The organism is Pseudoalteromonas rhizosphaerae (assembly GCF_028885455.1).
In the GTDB taxonomy this organism is placed as follows: Bacteria; Pseudomonadota; Gammaproteobacteria; order Enterobacterales; family Alteromonadaceae; genus Pseudoalteromonas; species Pseudoalteromonas rhizosphaerae.
The window spans coordinates 1,255,278-1,279,933 of record NZ_CP118496.1 but is presented as its reverse complement, the minus strand read 5'-3'; the positions used below and the strand labels follow the sequence as shown (position 1 = coordinate 1,279,933).

The window sequence follows — 24,656 nt, the reverse complement described above, 5'->3', positions numbered from 1 at the left end:
GCACTTTCATTTTTACCAGTGAGATCGACTTGATCAATAACTATCTCGCTATCTTCAGCGTAATACTGCAACAAAGTACTGCCCAAAATGAACCGAGTTCTTAGACTTCGTTGGCGTTGCACCAACACATTCAGCGCTTGCTGTAACACACTGATATTTAGCGTTCCAGTTAATTCGTAAGGATACGGCATGTTATATAAGCTTGAGTCAGGGTTTGTCTTGGCAATAAACAATAGTCGTTGCTGAGCATACGACACCAGTGAAGGATTACTGTGTGCCAGCACTGTAATAGCGCTCATCTGAGGCTTTCCTGACAAATGCGCGACCTTAGTACTAAATTGTTCAAGGGTTGACGCTTCAAAGATAGCGCGCACCGGTACTTCTAGTTCATGCTCATCGCGAAGTCTTGATACTAACTGGATCGCCAACAACGAATGACCACCAAGCGCAAAAAAGTTATCGTCTAAACCCACTTTGTCCAGCATTAGTAAAGCTTGCCAAATTTTAGCCATTTGCTTTTGCATCACGGTCTCTGGCGATCGATATACCGATGCTGACTGCCAACAGGGTTGCGGTAGTGCTTTGCGGTCAATTTTACCGCTTATATTCTGCGGTAACTGCTGCAATAACATCCACGTTTGGGGAACCATGTACCCAGGTAAACGCGCCGCGATATGTGCCTGCAACTGAGCTTCATCTATTCCAGAACTTGTACAATAATAGCCGATGAGGATAGCTTGTCCTTGTGGATCTTGCTTCAATACCACACAGCTTTGGGTCACTTCATCAAGCTGCTGCAGACAAGACTCTATCTCAGCGGTTTCAATACGATAGCCATTGAGCTTAATTTGACCATCATTTCGTCCATAGTACATAACCGTACCATCATTTAACCAACGTACTAGATCGCCCGTACGGTACATGAGTTGACCTGGATTACCATACTCAGATAGATAACGCTGTTGAGTTTGTTCACTTGAAGCGCCCAAGTAACCTAAGGATACTCCTGCACCAGCAATATATAACTCACCAACGGCACCAACTGGTGCGAGCGCTAAATGCTCATCCAACACATAAAGTCGAGTATTACTTATTGGTCTACCCAATGGGAGTGCAGACCCCTTAGGCTTTGTGGTGACATCATTGAAACAACAACCTATTGTAGTTTCTGTTGGGCCATAGTGATTATATATTCTCGCATTTGGCAGTAGCCGCTTAATTTGTTCATAAGTCTGGATAGTAAACTCTTCTCCTCCCATCATCAGTGTGTGCTGCTGTTCAAGTGGATACTTCAGCTGTGACAACACAACCCCGATTTGCGTCGGTGTCACCTTAAGGTAAAGCGGCGCTGGACTTTCGGTGAGTATTTGTGCTGCACTAAAATATAAATTGTCATTGTCCGCGAGATAGACAGTTTTGCCACTTAGTAATGGTAAATAAATATTGGGTATAGTGCCGTCAAAACTTACTGAGCTCATTAAAACTGAACCCTGTAAGTCAGTAGTGAAATAACTATCCAATGCTTGTGCTAAGTAGTTTGCAATATTGCCGTGACTTACCATTACACCTTTTGGCTGCCCCGTAGATCCTGATGTGTAAATCACATAGGCAGGCATCAGGCTTGAAACGTCCACTACGGGAGCATTTATAGCCATCTGCGCCAATTGTTGCTGTAATAACGCGCTGTCAATAAAGCAGCAAGGATAGGAGGTAAATTTGTCGCCATCGCTCTCAGAGGTAATGACGCACAACGCTCCAGAATCTTGAATTAAATAGTCAATGCGAGATTGTGGATTTTCAAGATCAATAGGCAAATAGGCCCCCCCCGCTCGCAATACTGCTAACATACAGGTAATAAGCTCAATTGACTTTTCTAGACTGATAGCAACAATATCCCCAGGTTTTACCCCTTTATCAATCAGTAAATGAGCCCACTGATTAACTCGCTGATCTAAATCCCGGTAGCTAATACTCTGGCTACCTTGCACGATTGCAAGGAACTCTGGTGTTTGCTTAGCTTGTTGAGCAAACCAATCTATAAAAGGAGTTGAGCGCGTAATGGGGACTTGGGTGTCATTCCAAAGCTGCAGTGCATTTAGATCAACCGGAGCGATGATATTGAGTTTATCAAGCGGCGCTTCGGGCTCTGCCAGAACAGCTTTAGTAAGCATTTCATAGCTGCGTGCAATGCGGCTGATGCTGTGTTTATCGAACAGCTCACAATTGTATTCCCAAGCTAGAACGATACCTCCTGTAGGCTTTTCAATGGTTGATAACTTGAGATCAAACTTACTGGTATCTCGGTCATATCCCATTGGATCGATCGTTAAGTCCTTAACACTGAGTTCATCGAACTCATTGTTCTGTAGCGCAAATAAAATTTGAAACAGCGGCGAATGGTTCAAGCTTCGCTCAGGCCTTAAAACCTCAACTAAACGCTCAAATGGCATCGCTTGATGTTCAAAGGCATCGAGGATCATACTACTTTGTTGTACTAGGTTCGGGGCAAAACCTTCTTGCAGTGATAAGCGATTGCGTAATACCAGAGTGTTCACAAAGAAACCAACTAACGGCTCAACCTCTTCACGGTCTCGACCAGCTACAGGAGTACCAATCATTATATCTTCAGTACCACTATACCGTGCAACGAGCACTGCAAAGAGTGACTCCAAGACCATAAATATCGAGCACCCGTGTTGTTTAGCAACCATGTTAAGTGCGTCACTTATCTGTGCATTTAGCTCGGTTATCACCCGATCTCCCTTAAAGGATTGCACAGCCGGACGGGGCCTATCTAAAGGTAAACTATGCAACTTGGGCGCGCCTTCCAACTCTACTTTCCAATAGTGTTCAGCTAGTTGTGATGCTTCTTGCTGCTCACTCTGATGCTGCCAAACCGCATAGTCTTTATACTGAATAACGAGCTCAGGCAAAACCAAGGGTCGCGCTTCACAAAGCTGCTGATAGAGAGCAAAGAGCTCACGCTCAATAATCGCAAATGACCATCCATCAACAGCAATATGATGGATCACTATAGCTAACACATGCTCAGTTTCTCCAAGCTTAAAGAGCGTAGCTTTCACTGGCAAATCACTATCTAGTCTAAACTGTGTTGCAGCCAATTCATTTAATGACTGAGTAAGTCGGTTTTCGCGGTCAGCTTGACTGCTAAAGTCTCTAAGCGTTAGTGCAGCGAACTCAGTAAGCACTACTTGCATTGGACCTTGTGGCTTATTCTGATACACCGTACGCAAAATTTGATGGCGCTTGCTCAACTCCAAAAATGCTTGTTGTAGCACGCTGATATTAAGCTCTCCTTTGATCCTGTAATTGGCAGGCACATTATAGTTGCGGCTGCTCTGTTCCATTTGGTCTATAAACCATAGACGGCTTTGGGCGTATGAGAGTGGGTAACTATTATCATTTTGGTTGACCACACGTATTTGAGACTGCTGGTGTTGTGCCGCTGCCTCTATAGCTTTGGCAAGCGCCGCTAATACAGGGGTTTCAAAAACTTGTTTTACACCAATTTCAATCGTAAACCTCTGCTTTAATTGCGTCACTAAACGCATTGCTAGCAAGGAGTGCCCGCCAAGTGTAAAAAAGTTATCCTGTTTGCCAACCGCCTCTAACGATAAGAGTTGCTGCCATAACTCTGCGACTACCCGTTCCGTGTCTGTTTCCGGCGCAATAAATACTTGCTCTGTCTCAGTATCTGGCTGCGGTAATTTTCTTCTATCTACTTTACCATTGTCCGTCAACGGCATCTGTTCTAGATGGTAGAATATACTCGGACACATGTAATCAGGCAGTCTTGCTTGCAAATATTGCTGCAAGCTGTCATCACAAGCTTGTGCCGCAACATAGTAAGCAACCAACTGACTATTCTGATAAATATTAACTACAGCCTCACTGGCCTGAGGGTGTTGATTTAGAATAGTTTCTATTTCCCCAAGTTCTATCCTAAAGCCACGTAACTTGACTTGATTATCGGCACGCATCACATACAGCAACTGGCCATGTTGATCAAGCTGGACCAAGTCTCCAGTGCGATACCATAACTGATCAGCTAAAATACCACTGCCTTGAATAAAGCGCTCCGCAGTCAGATCTACGTTATTCAAATAACCCAAAGCAACGTTAGTTCCGCTGAGGTAGAGCTCACCAATGCAACCTGGTAATACTGGGTTTCGATATTGGTCTAATAGTAGCGCTTGGTTTCCGGGCACTAACTTGCCAATAGGTGGTAGTTGCGGCCACAGCTGACTGTCTTGTGACAACACATACTCTGTGATCACATGAGTTTCTGACGGACCATAATGGTTTACTAACACACACATTGGGTGATGCGCGAAGAATGATCTGAGTTCTTTGCTACTTTGTAACTGCTCTCCGGCTGTCACAATTTGCTTAAGATGAGACAATGTTTTATGGCTGCCAACCGCTTCGCCACAGAGCACAGATAACACCGCAAATGGCACGAAAAGACGAGCAATTTGTTGCTCATCAATAATGTCGATCAACGCCGCCATGTCCGTTCGAGTTGCTTGATCGACAACATAGAGATCACCGCCTGTAGTGAGTGCCGTGCATACCTCTTGCAGAGACACATCAAAGTTCAAAGATGCAAACTGCAGTGTTTTAGCTTTCGTTGCCAGCGCACTACCTTCTCGACGTTGGAATTTCAACAAATTCGCGAGCGTGCGGTGCGCCACAACTACGCCCTTCGGCTTGCCTGTCGAGCCTGATGTGTGGATCACATAAGCAGGATCATCTAATTGGTTTTCCCATGGCGTTACAATCTGAGGGATTGTCAATGTGGTTAATTGCTCAATATAAAGCAGCTGAGCCACTTTAGGTCGACTAGCTTGGTGCGTATTTTCACTGACAACAGCAAACTTGACCTGATTATCATGGCAAATCGTATCAATACGAGCACTTGGCCATTCACCGTCCACTGGCATATACACAGCACCAATATGCCATAACGCAAAGATGGCCAGAACAGCGTCAACACCTCTTGGCAGCATTACCACCACTTCATCATGCTGCCTGACTCCCATATGATACAAAGCAGAGCTAAGCTGCGTGATGCGCTCCTCTATTTGGCTATAGCTCAAGCTGACACTCATGTCACTCAAAGCGACAGAATTTGCAAAACGCTTCGTCGCATTTGCAAACAACGGCATCACCAGATCGCTCGAATCAAGTGTCACAACATCATTGCCAATATAAGGCGCCGTATTCGAAACTACCTGAAACTTAGCCACTTCTAGTTGCGGTGCTTGCACGATTTGGGACAATATTAGATGCAGGGCTTCATCAAAAAGTACTATGCGCTGCGCATCAAATAAGTCAGTGTTATATTCCCAAGATAACCCAAGCCCCTTGTCATTTTCAATCACACTCAGAGTGATATCAAACTTCGCCAACGCCGCTTTACTGCGCTCGATATCAATGCATAAAGCGTTACTTTCTACATCCACCGATTGGTTGTTATGTAACACCAACATAATTTGAAACAGCGGACTGTAAGCTAGGCTTCTTTCTGGTGCGAGACTTTCCACTAAGGCTTCAAATGGTACATCTTGATGTGTTTGCGCCTCCAACATATAAGCCTTGCTTTGTGACAAGATATCATAAAAGGTATCTGAGCCGTTGAACTTAGTTCGCATTACCAAAGTGTTTACAAAGAAGCCAACTAGATCTATTAACTCTTCTCTGCGTCGGTTTGCCACTGGGGTACCAATAACGATGTCATTTTGATGACTTAATTTATGTAACAGCAAGCTAAATGCAGACTGTAATACCATATACAAGGTAGTTTCCGTATGACTGGCAAGCTGTTGTAACTTCGCTAACTGAGCTTTATCCAGTTGCGAATCATACCAGGCTCCCCGATAGGTTTGCTTCGCAGGTCTAGGTCGGTTAGTTGGTAACTCATGAACAGCAGGGATACCAGCAAGTGCTTGCTGCCAGAAGCCAACTTGACGCTCAAGTTGTTCCCCTTGTAACCATTTACGTTGCCACATAGCAAAATCAGCATATTGAATAGGTAACGCTGGGAACGGGCATTCATCCCCAGTTATCAGAGCGCTATACAGTCGAATAAATTCATTAGTAATAAGTCCCATTGACCAACCGTCAGCGACAATATGATGGACAGTCAAGAGTAGTTTAAACTTACACGACTGCTCCTTGATCACTGTAACATGCAGCATAGGATCACAACTAATGTCTATTGATAAGGTCGCGGCTTGAGTTATAGCTAATTGTAATTGCTGATTTTTCTGAGTTTCAGGTAAAGTACTAAGGTCTTTAAGTGCAACAGTAAAGTTATCTTCATCATATGCAATTTGACGGCCTTCACCTTGATAGTTTACAAACCGGCTACGGAGAACTTCATGTCTTGCCAGAAGCATTTTAAACGCTTGTTCTATAAGCTTAACATCAACATCTGAATTAATCACATACACCATAGGGATGTTGTAGTTACCGCTATTTCCTTCGAGCTGATTAATAAACCACATACGCTGCTGTGCGAACGACAGTGGCGCGCCTTGTGCGGGTCGAGCCTGTACTTTCGGTTGCGCGCTTTGTTCAAGCTGTTCACTGCTATCGATTAACTTAGCTTGCTTGGCGATGGTATTGGCAGTAAACACTGACTTAACCGGTAACTCTACATTAAACTCGGCGATAATGGCAGTTACCAGCCTAGTTGCGAGTAATGAATGCCCTCCCAAATGGAAGAAATTATCGCTGATACTAACCGCATCTTTTTGTAACAGTTGTTGCCAGATCTGCTGCAGACGTTTCTCAATGTCTGTCGTAGCAGCGACAAAGTCATTTTGCACGACCTGCTCAAACACAGGTAGGCGACTACGATCGACTTTGCCGTTTGGTCGATAGTTAAAGTGGTCCACGCACATGTACGTTTCTGGTAACATGTAATCAGGTAACTTCTGACCCAGTAAACCGCGAAGCTCTTCCAATAACGCAGCATGTTTAGAGCTCGCTACTTGAGTCAGAATATAGGCGAGCAATCGCTGTTGTGTTTGCTCAAACACGACGATGGCATTTTGAACCTGAGAATGACGACTTAGCTGAGCTTCAATCTCGCCAATTTCGATGCGATAGCCACGAATTTTGATTTGATAGTCTTTACGCCCCAAACAGTGGAGACGACCCCCTTCATCCATTCGACCGAGGTCGCCCGTAGCATAGGCTCTACCTATCGATGTTTCAATAAAAGCCGCTGCAGTTTGCTGTTGACGGTTGAAATAACCAGCAGCAAGACCATGCCCAGCGATCACAATTTCGCCAACTGCGCCTTGAGGCACTGGATTACGGTTATTATCAAGTAGCACGACTTGAGTATTAGCAATTGCATGACCAATCGGAACGTATAGCGTATCTGTTAGTGTGCGTTCTGTGATCAAATAATGTGTTACATCTGACATCACCTCAGTTGAACCGTAGAGGTTAATAAGTTGTGTACCCCCCAGTGCCGCCAATGCTTGCTGAGCAAGATTGGTGGTTAGCGGCTCGCCACTGACAAACCAGTACTTCAGGTATGGTAGTTTAAACCCAGTTTGCGCCATGTATTCAATTGCAATATTGAGCAAAGAAGGAGCCGTCACTACTCGGTTAATTTTCTGCTGTTGCAAGGTTTTAAGCAACTCCGGCACTTGTTTTACCAGCTCTCGCTCAACCAAGTGCATGGTAACGCCTTGTAGTAAAGGTGTGAACAGCTCCCATACAGCCCGAATGAATGCCATAGAGGTAATATGACATGTCTGCTCATCACTTTTAAATGGGTATTTAGTTGTCATCCAGTTTACCCGATTCAAGGTTGCGCCATGGGTACCTAGCACTCCTTTTGGATTTCCTGTCGAGCCCGAAGTAAAGATAATGTGGGCTCCATCGGCTGGTTTTATTGTCGCCTCAAATACAGGTGTTTTTGGCTGACTTAAAATATCATCAACGATTTGCTCACTATCTAGCAGCTTAATTTGAGTATTGATTTGCCAGTTAATTGCCGAACTGTCAACATTACTTAATACTAACTTGCAGCCGACCTCATCTATCATGAACTGACATCTTTGCTGAGGCAATTCAGTAGAGATAGGGACATAGATAGCACCCAGCTTTATCACTGCGATAATCGCCACCACCCTAGATAAGGATCTGGACATACACACGGCAACTCTGTCACCTTGCACTATTCCCTGTGAACTGAGGTAATTAGCAAGCTGAGTAGCTTGCTCGTCTAATTCAAGATAACTGAGACGTTGATCGCCATCGACCACTGCATCAATATTTGCGCAACGTGCTACAACTTGTTGCCACTGCGATACAATAGTTGCTGAGCTTGACCACGCTGATAGCGGTTCTGGTAACTTAGCTGTATTACTCCAGGAGTGCGATAATATAGCACTATCAGGCTGTTTACAGCTGACAATGAGTAAATGCTCAAACTCATTAGCAATCATGGCAATCGTTGTTGCTTTGAACAAACGGGCATCATAAGCCCAAGTAAGTGCATAACCTTCAGTGCGGCGCGACAAATATAAAGTCAAATCATATTTATTGTCGAACTCACCAAGATCTAAACCAGCCACATCAAGTCCATGCACATCCAGTTCAGGCTGTTCATGACCGTCATAGTTAAGCATTACTTGGAATAGAGGTGCATGCTGCAAATTTCGTTCAGGGTTTAGCACTTCAACTAAACGCTCAAATGGTAGATTTGCGTGTTCGTGTGCAGCTAAATGATTGCGTCTGGCCTGCTGTAAAAGTGCTCGTAAACTTGGGGACGAACTTAAATCAAGGCGCAGTACGACTGAATTTAAGAATAACCCCATAACGTTTTGTAGTGCAGCATCATGACGATTAGAAACCGGCGTACCGACCACGATATCATATTCGTTACTCCAGCGCGCTAACAGAGCAGTAAACACACTGTGCAATAGCATGAATGAAGAAGCTTGCTCGGATGCGGATAGCTCATCTATCTGAGCACTTAAACTAGCTGGTAACAGCTGTTGATGAAAGCCACCTTTAAAGGGTTGCTGGCTATCACGTGGGTGATCCAGTGGGATGCTATGCACAGTAGGTACACCATCGAGCTGAGCTTGCCAGTAACGCTCACTATCGCTTAGTGCAACGATATTTTCTGGCTCGCGCTGCCACTTAGCAAAGTCGCGGTACTGTACCTCTAATGATGTAGTTTCTGCGTGTTCCTCACTTACCAATTGATTGTATTGGTCAAACAACGACTGCTCGAAAAGACCATACGAACCACCATCAGTGACTATATGATGCATACATATCATCAAAATATGCTTTTCCGGTGCAACACGACATAACTCAACACGAATGACTTCACCTGCTTGTAAGTCGAACTTACGCGCATTAAAGGCATTAAAATGAGTTTGGATCTGGTCTTCACCAATGCTTACCTGAGTCAACTGAAATGGAGTTTCAGCTAGAGGCAAACTGCGCTGCCACACCTGCTGCTCAGTTCCTTGTTCCACTACATTAAACTGACTGCGCAGACTCGCTTGCGTGGTAATTACATTTTCAAGCGCCTTTGTCAGTGCATCAATACAAAGCTCTCCGCCTAAAACGTACCCCGCTGGCATATGATAGCTGGACGATTCAGGGTTTAGCTGCTGCATAAACCACAACCGTTCCTGGGCAAAACTTAACACGCTCCATTGTCCCTCTGCCACCTTAGCAATTAATTTTAGCCCTTGATCTTGCTCTTGGCCCTGTGATTCATCGATTAACTTAGCAAGCTCCATGATAGTGCTATGGCTAAAAATAACTTTAAGCGGTAGCTGCAAGCCATACGCTTTTTCAATAGCAATTAACAAACGTGTAGCGAGTAGCGAATGTCCACCCAACCTAAAGAAGTTACAATCGATACTAATTTGATCCTCTGTAATCTTTAATAGCTTAGACCAAACTTCGACTAAGAAAGCCTCGGTTGCAGTAGTTGCACTAATTTTTTTATTATTTTCCACAGCGACATTTTTAAGCTGAGACAAGGCTTTTGACTTGTCTAACTTACCGTTTCGAGTCAGGGGTAAGGTATCAAAAAATGCAAATAAGTCCGGCACCATATAGCTAGGTAGCGCCTTAACTAGTTTCTGAGTTAAGTTATTTTGCCACTCACTCTGCACAGCCTCACCGTGACCAACCACAACGGCAGCTAACTGCTGCTGACCCTGACTGTCAGTAAAGGTAAAACAGCGTGCTTGAGAGACAAACTCACAAGCCTGGATGGCTAAGTCAATCTCATTGAGTTCAACTCTAAAACCTCGAATTTTAACCTGTTCGTCGTTTCTACCTAAGTATTCGAGCTTTCCATTGCCGTTCAACCTAACTCTATCGCCAGTGCGATAGTAACAATTGCCGTCAGCAGCAACCGAGAATTGCTCCGCGGTTAATTCCTCGCGGCCGAGATAACCCAATGCTAGCTGTGGCCCGCTGACATACAATTCTCCCACCGCTCCTCTTGGCACTGGCTGGCCGTTAGTATCGATAATTTGTAAATTACATTCCCCGACAGCTTGCCCAATAAAAGCGTACCCTATTTGCGAGAAGTCAGTAATGCATTCAGCACAAGCAACATGCGTTTCAGTTGGGCCATAGTGATTCCAAAGCGTTATAGCGTGCTTAGTACACCAAGCACTTATAGCGCTAGACAAAAATAACGCTTCTCCCGCTACGATAACCTCTTGCAAGTTACAAGCGTGATCCGGTTCTCCCCCTTCTTCCGTAATGATTTGTAGCACTGCAGGTGGGCAAAATAGCCGCTCGATGTTTCTTTGTGATAACAATTGCGATAACTGCGCTAAGTTGTCTTTTTGTTGCTCGTCAATCGTAATTATTGTGCTTGCAGTATACCAACTGGTAACCAACTCTTGCACCGAGACATCAAACGTCAGCGGGGTAAATTGTAACGTTCTCAATGCATCCACCAACCCGTTACCATTTTGTTGCGCCACAACTAAGTGACAAATTGTTCGGTGCGTTTGTACCACCCCTTTCGGCTCTCCTGTGGTCCCTGAGGTATAAATCACATAAGCCGGATCATCACCGGAAATTGCAACGGTGGGCGTAAATGTACTAGCGTCGTATTGGCTTAGTTGAGTTGCCAGTTGTGGCCATGGCAATGCAATATTAGGTAACGCCAATTCGCTAGATAGCTCTTTTAGGCTACACTCGTCAGCAGTCTCTATCAGATGTTGCGCGCCACTATTTTGCAGTATGAAGCGCAGTCGTTGCCGTGGCAGCTTAATATCGAGTGGCAAATAAGCGGCCCCCAATATAAGAACCGCAGCTATCGTTAAGTAGGTAGTTGGTGAACGTGCACTAGTCAGCGCAACAATCTGATGCTGACGGACCCCCTGCTGGTAAAGCAGTCTAGCCAACTGATTAGCTTGAGTAACAAAAGTATGATAATCCCAACTATATGAACCAAAATCAAAAGCCGTTGTTTCGGAGTGATCACTAGCAGTGCATTGCAAAATATCAGCAATAGAACAGGGATAGCATAGTTTGCTATCTTTTGCCGGAGACAATAAAGGTGCTGGATCAGACGCTAACTCTGATAATGTATTTTCAGGATGAGCTAGCGCCTCCTCACATAGGCGCACAAAGGTATCAGCAATAGAGCGGATAGTGACCTCTTCAAACAGGTCACTATTATACTCCCAATCAAGATGGATCTGTCCTGTTTGTTCTATCACCGATAGGGTTAAATCAAATTTACTTTGTTCAAACTCGACTGCATGTTCTAGTAGATCAATGCCATTAATTTGCCAAGCTTGGGAGTGCTGGCTCTGTACCACTAATAGTATTTGGAATAATGGATTAAAGCGATTACTTCGCTCCAGCTGCAAATCAGCAACCAAAGTTTCAAAAGACACATTTTGATTATCAAAAGCAGCTAAGGCTATCGCTTTACTATTGGCCAGCAGCTGTGAAAAAGACTGTTGCAAATCAGTTTCCATGCGCAGCACTACGGTATTGGCAAAGAAGCCCAGCATATTTTGAGTTTCAACCATCTCACGATTCGCCACCGGTGTACCAATGACGATATCACGACTGCCACTAAACTTGCTTAATACGGCACTGAACAGGGCGTGCATAGCCATAAACACACTACTACCACTTCGCTCACAATAAGCTTTTAGTGCAGCGGTACTAGACTTGCTTAACTTATTGAAGACCACTTGTCCTTTATGAGATATAGTCTCAGGCCTTGGGTTATCTAGTGGTAAATCATGTACTGCTGACAAATCCGCTAATTGTGTATGCCAATATTCACGTTGTGAGTCAAGTTGACTTTGATCAACTTGGCTTTGCTCCCATACAGCGTAATCCGCGTATTGCAATGGTGCGGGTGTTAAGCGACTAGAATCGCCAGCATGTTTATATAAATCACGGAGCTCGCTCATAAATAGTTCAATCCCAGAACCATCCATAGCAATGTGATGAAAGTTAAATAACAAAGTGTAGTGATCAGCGCCGCGAACAAACGCATAAGCTCTAAATAATATTTGCTGATCTAATTTAAATGATTCGATTGCCAACCGAGCCAAATGATTATTTAACTCAGTTATGGTTTTATTCACCACATCATGTCTCTTAAGTGAAAATAACTCGCTTTCTAGTATCTTTTGGTACGGGCCTTGCTCATCTTGACAAAGACAGGTGCGCAACACTTCGTGGCGTTCAACTAACGTTTTTAGTGATTGCTCAAGAATATCTAAATCAAGCGCACCACGATAATCGAATGCAAATGGCATATTATATTGCGCACTTTGCCCCTCCATTTGATTAACCAACCATAGCCGCTGCTGTGCATCACTTAAGGGCAAACGCTCTGGCCGTGGCAGTACTTCCAATTTAAGCTGTTCAGTATTTTGGTTATTTGCTGCAAGCTGTTGCGCCAACAGTCGTATAGTTGGAAACTTAAATACCGTCGATACATTGATTGAGTAGGTATACTTTTGTTTTATTCGCGCAACCAGTTTACTCGCTGCTAATGAGTGACCGCCGAGCATAAAAAAGTTTGCTTCGACACTAATTTGCTCTTCATCTAAGCATAATATTTCAGCCCATAGCTGCTGTAACAATTGCTCAACCGAATTAGCCGGTGCAACATATTGCACTTGTGACAAAGTAAGTTCTGGTAAAATTTGGTAATTGATCTTACCGCTAGCTTTGTATGGAACTTGATCAATACGCATATAATGGCTTGGATGCATATACTGCGGCAAGTAAGCTTGAGTAAGCTGTTTGAGTAATTGAACAATACGTTCATCTTGGTTGATGCTACAACCATCTATCGCAACGAAGAAAGCCACTAAGCTCGACTGCTGCACCATTAGTACCACTTGAGATACTAACTCGCATTGATTGAGCACGGCCTCTATCTCGCCTAATTCAATTCGAAATCCTCGCAGTTTCACTTGATGATCAACGCGACCCAAGTACTCTAACAGGCCATCGTGATTCCAACGTACTAGGTCACCAGAACGATACAATGTGCCTTTATGGATCGGGTTATCTAAAAACACTTTTGCTGTTTGTTGTGGGTTATTCAAATAACCGCTAGTGACGCTTTGACCCGCAATATAAAGCTCCCCTATAGACCCAATAGGTAAACAGCGTTGATGTTCGTCTAATACATACAACTGCGTATTAGCCATCGCACTTCCTAGATGAGGATTGTCAGACAGCACTTTAGTTTGCGTGACCTGAACGGTTGCCTCGGTAGGACCATAGGCATTATAGAAAACCACCTTCTGAGTTCTGCTGTAAGCTGCGAGTTGCTGCCAGAGTCGTTGATTTAACGCTTCACCGCCGAGCATTAGGCTTGGCATTTGTAGGGCTCCACTCTCCAGCATTTGTTCGGCAAATGAAGGAGTGGCAAACGAGAAGTTTATCTTATATTGCTGACAAAAACGCATATAAACGTAAGGATCTCTTGCTGTTTCATCATCAGCAATAATCAACCTTCCGCCACTGGCTAGCACCGCCAAACCAAACAGCGACGCATCAAATACTAAGGGTGCTCGCCATCCCCATCGCACGGTAGACAAACAAATATCCGCGAAACTCGCATGTATCCAACTGGCGATAAACTGAGCTAAATTATGTTGGCTAACACAAACACCTTTAGGCTCGCCAGTAGAACCAGAGGTAAACAACAAGTAAGCAATATCAACCTGTGATTCAAGCGCCTCATAATGATGGTCAGACTCAACATTATTGATATCAACTACCGTGACTTGAGGCTCAAATATCGAGGCTAATGCCACATCTTTGGCCAATAAAATATGGATTTTTGCTTGCTGACAGATTTTTTCTATACGCGCTTTCGGATAATCTTCCGCCAAAGGAACAAACGCGGCACCACAAAGCTGGGCCGCATAGATGGCAACAACAGCGTCTATGCTACGTGGCAAAAAGAGTCCAAGGTTGTCTTTTGGTTTTAATCCTAGGTGCTGTAGATAGGCAGCAAGTATCGCAGCACGCTGATGCAGTTGCAGATAACTAATTGCAGCACTGCCCTGCTCAATCGCAATTTTTTCTGGCGTTTGTTCTGCTCGCTTCATAAGCAATGAAACGAAATCATCAACAACGTTTAGTGCAGGGCCAGCGCCTAAAGCAATCATCGCTCTTTGCTGCTCTGAGCTAATTAAATCAGGTAACGTCTTTAAGGGTTTGTCACTATTTTCTAGTAACAGAGTGATACCATTACTTAGTTGCGTCAATATTGTCTGTGCTGTAGCTGCCCTGAAAATATCTATGCTGTAGTCTATTTCTATCAGTAGCTCACCAGATTGCTGCTCTGTCGCACTAAGAGTTAAATCAAACTTAGCATAACTGCTTTGTTCGGGCATCGTCTCACACTGCAAGTCGCCGATATTAATATTTTCACTGTGCTCCGCGGTCAGATAGCTAAACATAATTTGAAATAGCGGATGAATATTGGCAGCTCGCTCAGGGTTTAACTCCTCCACCAAAGTCTCAAAAGGATAGGCTTGATGTTCATAAGCCTCAAGAAAGACACTGTTCTGCTGAGCGACAAATTCCGCAAAACTTTGGTTTTGCGTAACTTGAGAGCGAAGCACGACACTATTTACGAAATAGCCAATCATCTGTTCACAATGATCTTGTTGACGATTTGCCATGGGTGTAGCCATGACAATATCTTGCTCCTGACTAAGCGTAGCCAGTACCCAAGAGAAAACACTTTGCAACACAACAAATGGCGTAGTTTGCTGGGAGATTGCAAACTCTCGGATCAGCTTGGCTTGTGTTGAGTCTAATCTAGTCGACAGCGTATTTGCTTGGTAACTTGGGTCTATTGGTCGCGGCTTATCAAGTGGCAATGCATGTTGTACTGGTAGCTCTGTGAGTTGTGTACGCCAATAGCTCAAAAGTTTTTTGCTGTAGTCAGGTTTAGACAACTGCTGCGCCTGCCAGCGGGCATAATCATGGTAAAGTGGTCCATATTGACGTTGTGTGTTCTCACCTCGATAAAGACTATCTAGTTGCTCGGTAATAAGACCCATTGACCACCCATCAGCGGCAATATGATGGATACATATGGCTAACACATACTGCTCATCAGGTAGTGTAATCAGCATAGCACGAAGCATTGAAGGGCTTTTTGGCGTTAAGCCTTGATGCAACTTGACGAAGCTTTGCTGTAAAAGATCATCCACATCAGTTACGTCTGCTGTGGATAGATCTTGCTGATAAACCACCTCTTTTGGTACATCATTAAGCTGCGCTTTAAGCTCTTGCTGCTGCAAAATTGAAGTACGCAGCACTGGATTTTGTTTCAGCAATAAATGAACAGCTTGTTGTAAGCGAGTAATGTCAGGTTTCTTACTAAGCTTTAAATATAGCGGAATATAGTAGCCAGCTTGGTCTCCACTCATTTCACATACTAACCACATTTGTCGCTGCGCAACAGATAAGCACGGTTCAAATTGCTCAGCACACTCAATAACTTGTACCTGCTTAGTAGTTGATTGCTGCTCCACTAGTTTCGCCTGTGCCCGCACTGTAGCGTACTTAAAAATAAGAGCTAATGTCCAATCAGCAGAAAATGCTTTATTGATAAGCATGATCAGTTTGGCAGCCAACAGCGAGTGTCCACCAAGTGCAAAAAAGTTGGCATCTACACTAATTTTTTTTGGTGAATGTGGTAACACTTGACTCCAAAGTTCGACTAACTTGGCTTCGATATGGTTATCAGGCCCTTGGTAATGCTCTTGTTTGACTTGCGGTATCGGGAGCCTACGTTTATCGACTTTCCCGCTAACAAGCAAAGGCATATCGGCCAATTCAATCACATGTTCAGGTATCATGTAATCTGGCAGTTTGTCTCTTAACAACTGGTTCAAATGCTGAATGGGCTCGTGATTACTCCCCTTTTTACTTATAAAGTAAGCAACTAATTGTTGCGCAATAACGGCAACATGGCATTGCTTAACTAGACCACTGTCTTGTATTATCCTGTTGATCTCACCCAACTCGACTCTCAAGCCTCGGAGTTTCACTTGCTCATCAAGACGGCCAAGATAGATCAGTCTGCCTGACTCATCCCAACGAACTAGATCTCCGGTACGATAAAGCTTGCTAGTAGATAATGGATTATCTAGATAGCTTCCCTTTGTTAACTCCGGTTTTTCCAAGTAGCCGGGGGTGACACCTTCCCCTGCGATATAGAGCTCCCCTTTTGCCCCCATAGGCACCAATCGTTGGAACTCATCCAGTATATATAACTGAGTGTTAACCACTGCTTCACCTAAGTGTGGCAATGCTCCAGTTATTTCAGTGTAAGTAACATAGACAGTGGTTTCCGTTGGACCATAAACATTGTAGCTGAGATGGTTTTTCGCTCTTAGAGCCACTAACTTATCCCATAATGGCTTTTCAATGGCTTCACCACCCAGAATTAAATTAGGCAGTTTGACGTCTTTGGGCCAAGCATCAAGCATTAACTCACAAAATGAAGGGGTTGCGAAAGTATAGTTGATACCACTTTGACGGACAAAATCGATGTAGCGATTTGGATCGCGACTTGATTCTCTGTCGCAAACCCATAACTGTCCCCCTAGAGCTAAAGCGGCTAACCCCACCATTGCAGCATCAAAAACCAACGGTGCTCTCCAGCCCCAGTGAATCTGCTGCAGTGATTGCTTAGCAAAGATAGTTTCTCCTGCGACGGTAATAAAATGTGCCAGATTCCTATGATTAACCTCAACTCCTTTGGGTTCCCCTGTTGAGCCCGAAGTAAACAAAATATAGGCCAAATCTTGCTCAGCAACTTCAACTGGCCGATATTCTTCTTTTATCTCATGCAACTGCTCTATCAATAGAAGTGGCGTCGAACCTTGATAGTTTACAGCCAACTTTTGGCAGCTAACTATGACGCGGGGCTTTGCTTGTTCACAGATATTAGCAACACGCTGACTAGGGTAGCTTTCATCAAGCGGAACAAATGCAGCTCCACACAGATGAATGGCGTGCAGCATAACCACGGTATGCGCTTTACGCTGCAACAAAATTGCAACCCTATCCCCTTGTTTTACACCATTAGCTTGCAGACATGCTGCGTAATTATATGCCAGCTTATGAAACTCACGAAAACTAAATTGGCTGCTCAAGTCACTTAATGCCAATATGTCACTTTGAGAATCTGCCAACTTACTCAACCTTACTGGCATCAACTCTAACTCAGACTGACTGAATTTCGCTTTCTGCGATTTAGACAAAACGTGTTTGGCTTGCTCCGGTGCTATCAATGCTATTTCAGCTAATGGCGTATTCGCTTTTTCCAAGCATATATTCAACGTATGTAGAAGTTGATCTAAGAAGCTCTCAATAAACGACTGCGCAAATAGCGCTTTCGCATAATCCAGTTCAATAAGTAGCGATCCAGAACTTGCTTCAATAGCATTAACTGTTAAATCAAATTTCGCTGCAGCTTGCTCAGGCTTAAGAGCAGAGGCTTCGACTTCAGGTAGCTGTAAAGAGCTAAATTGCTCATCATGAGTGAGATAATTAAACATAATTTGAAAAAGAGGGTGACATCCGCTTACGCGCTGCGGGTTCAGTATTTCAACCAATTGTTCAAATGGCATCTCTTGATGCTCGTAAGCCTGCAGTACCAGCCGCTGTTGTTTTTTAAGCATCTCAACAAAAGTATTTGACCAATCAACCTGACTAAGTAGTACTACTGAGTTAACAAAGTAGCCCAGCATCTCCTGAGTGTCTTGATGACTACGGTTAGCCATAGTAGTACCCAGAACCACATCTTGTTCATTACTGAACTGAACTATCACTAGACTTAGAGCACTTTGCAAAAGTACAAATGGCGTAACATTATATTGGTTAGCCAACCCCTTTAGATTGGCGTAATCATCCTGACCTATTATCCGCTTACAGGTATTGGCAATATGGCTCTCGCTGGTTCGCTCCAATGTAGGTAAACTATGTATGGTCGGCAGATCAACCAATTGATGTTGCCAATACTGCTTAAGTTGCGACAAATAGTCACTATTGGAGAATTGTTGACGTTGCCAGGCCGCATAGTCACTATACTGTGTGAGTGTCTCAACCTTAGAGTTGGGATCGATATATAGCTTGGAGAGTTCAGTTCCTAAGAGTTCGATTGACCAACCATCTGCGGCAATATGGTGGCACCACAACCTTAATTCATAATGCTTGGCCGCAACTTTTAGTAATACAGCTCTGAGCATAGTGGCAGCAGTTGGTGTAAGCTCAACATTGATCTGCTGGGTCAGCTTAGCTACTCTTTGCTGCTGCTCTGCTGACGAGTAACTGGTCATATCAATGTATTCTAGCGCACAAGATGGTACAGGGTTGACTCGAGTGCTCATCCCCTGCTGGTTTTTTACAATGCAAGTACGTAAAACACGATGGCGATGCAGCAGCTCAACCAATGCAGAATTTAAACGCTTATAATCTACTTCTCCATGCAGAGCTAAATGAAGAGGCAGCAAATATCCTGCTTGGTTATCACTGATCTCACAGGCCAGCCACATCTGTTGCTGGGCAAAGGATAGCTCAGTGGCTGTTTCTATATCAACCACGATGGCTGATGTATGCATCTCAGACTCTGATTTCGGAGCGTCAAATAAGCAAGCTAATTGTAAAATCGTAGGGTTGGCGAACAACTCAGTCATGGTCAACGGATAGTTAAACTCTTTTCTCATAACACTAATTAGCCGTGTTGCTAAAAGAGAGTGCCCACCTAAAGCAAAGAAGTTATCGTTACAACTAATCCTCTGTGAAGGTAATCCTAGAATATCACTCCAAATTACTGTTAGCCGATGTTCTTTAGCATTGCTCGGTGCAATATAGAGCCTCGTATCATCAAGTCCAGGTTTGGGTAAAGCACGCATATTGACTTTACCATTAACCGTAATTGGCAACTCCGTCAAAATGATCATTTGACTCGGCACCATATAACTAGGCAGTTTAGTGATTAACATTTGTTTTAGTGAAGACTTTAGTTCATATTCAGTGCTGCTGTCTTTACTTACTAGATAGGCAATAAGTTGTTCATTATAGACTGTCACTACAGCTTGGTTAACTGCATGATGCTGCATCATCACCGCTTCAATCTCAGCAGGTTCGATACGGTAGCCCCGTAATTTTAGCTGCTCATCAACTCTGCCCATAAACTCGAGCTTACCGTCACAATTCCAGCGAGCTAAATCGCCAGTTTTGAATAACCGTTGATTAGGCAAAAATGGACTTGAAATGAATTTCTCTGCGGTTAATTCGGTTTGATTGATGTAACCGTCTGTAACACCTAAGCCTGCAACCCATAACTCTCCTTTAGCGCCCCTTGGTAACAACTGCCCACCCTCGTCCACCAAATATACTTGGCTGTTCGCAGCGGCATGACCAATACTTGGCTTAGTTGACTGATTTACATTACAAATTGTTATATATACGGTCGTTTCGGTTGGTCCATAGTAATTGAGTGTTGTTTGACTCGAAGAAACTGAAATGCCGCTTAGTCGCTCCCACAGTGGTAGCGAAATACGCTCGCCGCCGATTGCTAAGTTTGGTATCTTTGCTGGGTCAGTCCAGTGATCTAAAAATAATTCACAAAATGATGGGGTGAGACAGCAGTGCGTGATCTGTTGTTGGCGACAAAACTCTGCATATGCTTGCGGATCTTGGCATGTGCTCTGCTCAGCCAGCACCACAGTAGCGCCTGCAGCAATCGCACCCAACCCAAGTAATGAACCATCAAAAATAAACGCTAAGCGCCATCCCCAACGAACATCGTCAAGCCTAGTTTTTGGTAGTCCTTCTTTACTAAAAGCAGTTAAGAAATAGCTTAAATTGCGCTGAGTAACTGCTACCCCTTTCGGTTTACCTGTAGAACCTGAGGTGAAAAGCAAATAAGCGATATCGTCGGGGTTCACTAGCACTTGCTGACATGGCTTTTGCTGTGCTATCGCCCGCCCAACTTCAACTACCAGACAGTCAAAATCATTACACACAGATGTTTTACTAAAAGTAATTAGCACTGTAATACTAGCTTGTTCAATAATGTTATTAACACGATCTGTAGGGTAATCCAGATCAATAGGAACAAACGTGGCTCCCACCAAATGACAAGCATAAACGGCAACCACATACTCGACTTTTCTTGGCATCATGATAGCAACCGCGTCGCCTGGCTTAACTCCCTGATATTGCAAAAAGCCAGCCAATGCATGAGATTGTTCTCGTAGCATTCGGTAATTTAATGCCGTAGTTGTATCGATCAGTACATCACGGTCATCTCCGCCTTGCCCTAGACATTCAAGCCTTTCGACTAGAGTGCCGCCAAGCTCTAAATCCTCACCTTGTCCGAGCTTAATGATACGACTCTGTTGGTCTTGATCTAGAATCTTAGGTAACTCAGATAGGTGCTTTGAAGACATATTCAACCAGTTGTCTAAACCATCACAAAACTGTGTAAGAATTTGTTCAGCAGTGTCATGTTCAAATAGACTACTATTGTAATAAAAGCTGGCAGTAAGTTCGCCATTCATGCCTTGCCAAACATCGAGTGTTAAGTCAAATTTGGCATGTTTATCTTGTTCAGATAACACATTAGCCTGCACCTCACCTAGAGCAAAAGATTCTCGTTGCGACACTTTTCCAAGGTAGTTGAACAATATCTGAAAGACTGGATGGACATGTTCTTGACGAGGGAGTTTTAAGGTGTCTAACAAACAGCTAAATGGCATTGCTTGGTGCGCCATAGCAGCCATTATGGTATTGTGTTGAAGAGCAATAAACTGGCTCAGTGTATTATTAACATCTACACTACTGCGAACCGCTACGGGGTTAACGAAATAACCTATCATCTCTTGAGTAACGGCTGGTTCACGATTTGCCATGGGACAACCAATGACCACTTCGTCTTCACGACTAAATTGGTTTACCACCAAAGTAAATATACTTTGTAAGACTACAAACTCAGAAGTGCCATGCTGTTGTGCAAAAGCTCGAACCTTGCTCCCGGTATCCGCTGATAAAGTTTGGCGAACCATCCCAGCTTGCGCATCTTGATCATTTAGACTTGCTCTAGAATAATCAAGTGCGATGCCATGAATTTGAGGGATATCCGTTAATTGCTGCTGCCAATACTGTTGTAATTGATGGTATTCTTCATTTCCGCACCACTGCTGTTGTTGCCAACGAGCATAATCTGAATATTGCACACGTTTAAGTTCAGCCACATGCTGTTCACTGCCATATAACTCCATTAATTGGCTGCAAAATAAGTTAATAGACCAATCATCGATGGCAATATGATGAAAAACAAGGCAAAGAATATGACTGTTTTGGGCTAGGGTAATTAATACCGCATCAAACATGACTTCACTTTGTGGAGTTAGGTTACCTCCCAAATTAGAACGAATACTTGCCACTTCCAGCTCTTGCAATTCAACATCAATATCACTCAAATCAATTTGCTTCAATGGCCGCGGCGTTATTGCGGAAACGGTTGCATTTAGCTGGCCTTCTTCATCGGTACAAATACGAGTTCTTAATACCTCATTCTGAAGTACTAATGTATCTAAAGCTTTTTGTAATTGTGGGATATTCAACTCACCCGTTAACTCCAGCGTTAAGGGGACTAGGTAGCTGCTTTGATGCTGTCCACTTTGACAAGCCAACCACATTTGTTGCTGCGCAAAAGATACGGCTAATTGGCCATCGCCAGCTTCCATAAAAGTCAATTGGGAGGTGGCCGAATCATGGTTTGACGCCAACTTAAGATCAGCATCGATTAATTCAGCCTGAGCCAAGATACTGGAATGTTTTAACAAAGATTCAAAGGTGAGATTGACATCCCACTCTTCGCGAACCATAGCCAAGATCCTTAGACTAATTAACGAGTGACCACCTAAACTAAAAAAGCTTTCTTCACAACAAAGCGTCTGTGCGTCCACTTCAAAGGCATTTGCCCACACTTCTCTCAGTTTTGCTTGGAGTGCATTCTGTGGTGCTACTTTTTGCGCTTTAGGTTCCTCAGGCAATGAATACTTTCGTAATGTCCCTCTATCTATTTTATCGTTAGGTAACAAAGGTAATTCTGCTAATGCCACAAAATGGTTAGGCACCATATGACTTGGTAAACGTTGAGCCGCATATGTTCTGAGATCTTGACTCTTAAGTAGCTCGTCTTGGCTAACGTAAAATGCCACCAATTGAACATTATTAGCTACTTTAACATCAACCACGGCTAAACTAATGATGCTGCTGTGACCTAAAAGCTGGTTATCGATTTCACCCAACTCAACACGAAACCCTCTTACTTTAACTTGATCATCGATTCGGCCTAGAAAATAAAATTCATCATCATGGCCTTGTCTCACTAGATCGCCTGTGCGATACCAACGAGTATTCCTATATTCAATAAAACTCTGCTGATTCTCATCTTCTCGATTGAGATAACCATTCGATAGACAAGGACCTGATAGCCACAACTCACCCACCGCGCCGTTAGGTTGCTCATTCCCGTTACGGTCAATGACCAGCGCATTTCTTGGCCCACATAGCTTTCCTATTGGGACACTTACACGTTCTAGATCAGTGACGCTGACTTCATGCCAGGTTGCCGTAATAGTAGCCTCTGTCGGCCCATAGGCATTAATAAGCCTACAGTGGTTAAACAAATTTAGTTCAGACCAGCGTTTAACAATTTGTGGATTGAGTGTCTCACCACCTAATACAATTGTGTGCAGTTTAGCTGCGTACCAAAAGTCATCTAATTTAGTCTGTTTTGCAAGCAGCTCTACCATCAATGCAGGTGGTAGATCTGTGCAACTTATATCGTGATCTAAAATATACGAAGTTAGCTGCTGATGATGCCACAACTTATTATCCTTGATATGAACAGCTGCACCTGATGTTAGCGCAACCCAGATTTGCTCCAGTGCTGTATCAACATTAAGTGAGGAAAATGAAAGAACACGATCGTCACAACCCAAGTTCAAATGAGCATTCATCGCCAGGATATGGCTGGCAAAAGCTTGATGACTAATAGCGACCCCTTTTGGTAGCCCTGTTGTCCCTGATGTGTAAATGACATAAGCGGGCAAATACGACACCATAAGTTGAGTTTTTTCAAACAACAAGCACTCTTCAGCCAATAACTTTGTGAAGTTGAAGAGTGTCACATCTCGGATTGGTAATTCGATATTGTTATCTTCTGAGATGATGTAATCGATTTCGGCATCGTTAATAATATGATGTAATCGCTCACTTGGATAAGCAGGATCCAGCGGCACGTAAGTTGCGCCTAAACGCCACACCGCCATTTGACAAACCAAGGCAGACACTGAGCCCGGTAGCATAACTCCAACTCTACTTCCTATATTTACCGTGGCTTGTAAGGCTGCCGCAATCTGTTCAGAACGTTCTTTTAGTTGTTGATAATTAAGAGATTCGTTAGCATCAACTAAGGCTACCGCAGAAGCATTTAGATTTGCATGAATATCAAAACGTTCAACGATAGTATTTACATCTACAACATCAAAATGATGCAGTTCAGAATGTACCAATTGAATTGTATTAATGACTTGTTTTGGATTCGCTGAACAATAATGAATAATCCGCTCAAAGCACTCAGATAATATCACAACGGTTTGTTCATCAAGGAGATAGTCATCGTATAGCCAATCAACTTTGCATGTTTCTTGACAACACACACTCAAGATCAATGGAGCATGATCCATAGTTAATTCTGGAATATCGCAACTGGTATAACGAAAACGGGGAAGATTAGCGAAAGAGTTTAAAGATACAATAGTGCCGAGCGAACGGTCTAGATTTGGCGCTAAACATTCGAGTGATTCTTGCAATGTCCAACTGTCTTCCAACCTAGATTCTATAAGGTGATGACGAAACAATTGCTCTTCAATATTGTAATGCTCATGAACAATGGCAACCGACTGTTCTTGATAGTACCGTGTGTAGGCTATACTAAAGCAGCCAAATAGTAACTGCTCTATATTTGTATTGAGCTCAGTGGCAATTCGACCAATTTCATCAGGACACAGGGCTGATTGAGCCAT

The 24,656-nt window shown here is 43.6% G+C and carries 1 protein-coding gene (only partly in view); it reads right to left on the bottom strand.

The window, feature by feature from the left end; translation table 11 throughout:
- Positions 1 to 24,656, bottom strand: partial view of a non-ribosomal peptide synthetase gene (locus PVK79_RS05465; protein ID WP_257325457.1) — the 5' portion only. 2,830 nt of this gene lie to the left of the window's left edge; 24,656 of the gene's 27,486 nt are visible here — the first part of the coding sequence; it begins with the start codon at positions 24,654 to 24,656; the stop codon falls past the left edge of the window.